The organism is Tuberibacillus sp. Marseille-P3662 (assembly GCF_900178005.1).
Classification (GTDB): domain Bacteria; phylum Bacillota; class Bacilli; order Bacillales; family Sporolactobacillaceae; genus Marseille-P3662.
Genome location: NZ_FXBS01000001.1, coordinates 1 through 1,223, shown reverse-complemented (window position 1 = coordinate 1,223; position 1,223 = coordinate 1). Strand labels below are relative to the sequence as shown.

General features: G+C 48.9%; 7 tRNA genes and 2 rRNA genes. All 9 read left to right on the top strand.

The annotated features are described in order from the left end of the window. Window positions 1-11: 11 nt before the first annotated feature. Window positions 12-127: ribosomal RNA gene (rrf, locus tag B9Y89_RS00045) — 5S ribosomal RNA — on the top strand. Window positions 128-133: 6 nt separating this feature from the next. After that, window positions 134-209, top strand: a tRNA-Val gene (locus B9Y89_RS00040). A 172-nt stretch (window positions 210-381) separates the two neighbouring features. Next, a tRNA-Lys gene (locus tag B9Y89_RS00035) sits at window positions 382-454 on the top strand. A 9-nt stretch (window positions 455-463) separates the two neighbouring features. After that, window positions 464-548 (top strand) — tRNA-Leu (locus B9Y89_RS00030). 4 nt (window positions 549-552) lie between these two features. Further along, window positions 553-627 (top strand) — tRNA-Gly (locus B9Y89_RS00025). Window positions 628-640: 13 nt separating this feature from the next. Next, window positions 641-717, top strand: a tRNA-Arg gene (locus B9Y89_RS00020). A 5-nt stretch (window positions 718-722) separates the two neighbouring features. After that, window positions 723-796, top strand: a tRNA-Pro gene (locus B9Y89_RS00015). 8 nt (window positions 797-804) lie between these two features. Next, window positions 805-880 (top strand) — tRNA-Ala (locus B9Y89_RS00010). 219 nt (window positions 881-1,099) lie between these two features. Next, window positions 1,100-1,223: ribosomal RNA gene (locus B9Y89_RS00005) — 16S ribosomal RNA — on the top strand; the annotation flags it as partial.

The window sequence follows — 1,223 nt, the reverse complement described above, 5'->3', positions numbered from 1 at the left end:
CATCCTGTGAGCCCGGTGGTGATGGCGAAGAGGTCACACCCGTTCCCATCCCGAACACGGTCGTTAAGCTCTTCAGCGCCGATGGTAATTGGGGCTTTGCCCCTGTGAGAGTAGGACGCCGCCAGGCGATTATGGAGGATTAGCTCAGCTGGGAGAGCATCTGCCTTACAAGCAGGGGGTCGCAGGTTCGAGCCCTGCATCCTCCACCATTATAATTAACATATTAAGAGCATCATAAGCCATTAGCTCAGTTGGCAGAGCACTCAGCAGTACATCGTCGAATGAACTACGATGAGGAATACGGTTTTTGTATTCCGAACAAATTGAGATACATCCTTTGTATAATGGCGAAAATATAATTACAAGTTTCAGGAACATCATGAGCCATTAGCTCAGTTGGCAGAGCATCTGACTTTTAATCAGAGGGTCGGAGGTTCGAATCCTCCATGGCTCATCACATCAAGCGGGTGTGGCGGAATTGGCAGACGCGCTAGATTTAGGATCTAGTGTCTTATGACGTGAGAGTTCGAGTCTCTCCACCCGCACCATGATGCGGAAGTAGTTCAGCGGTAGAACACCACCTTGCCAAGGTGGGGGTCGCGGGTTCGAATCCCGTCTTCCGCTCCATATTGTTTGAATTGCGCCCTTAGCTCAACTGGATAGAGCGTCTGACTACGGATCAGAAGGCTGAGGGTTCGAATCCTTCAGGGCGCGCCATTCATCGGGAAGTAGCTCAGTTTGGCAGAGCACTTGGTTTGGGACCAAGGGGTCGCAGGTTCAACTCCTGTCTTCCCGATACTATAAGGGGCCTTAGCTCAGCTGGGAGAGCGCCTGCTTTGCACGCAGGAGGTCAGCGGTTCGATCCCGCTAGGCTCCACCATTTTTGTTGACAGATATTACGTGGACTGATATATTAGGTTCCACATTTCTTAAAGCATAAAGGTTTGACATTGCTTTGGAATACTTGTTAAAATAGTTGAGTCGCAAAAAGTTAGAGAATTAGAGATTGCTCTTTGAAAACTAAACAAAACTCAGAAGCGCTGTTTGAAAGGAACCTCTTTTCAAACATAGCCAAGGGTCAAATGATAGAAGAAATACTTTTATGGAGAGTTTGATCCTGGCTCAGGACGAACGCTGGCGGCGTGCCTAATACATGCAAGTCGAGCGCGAGATATTCTATGATCTCTTCGGAGTGATTAGGATGGATCGAGCGGCGGACGGGT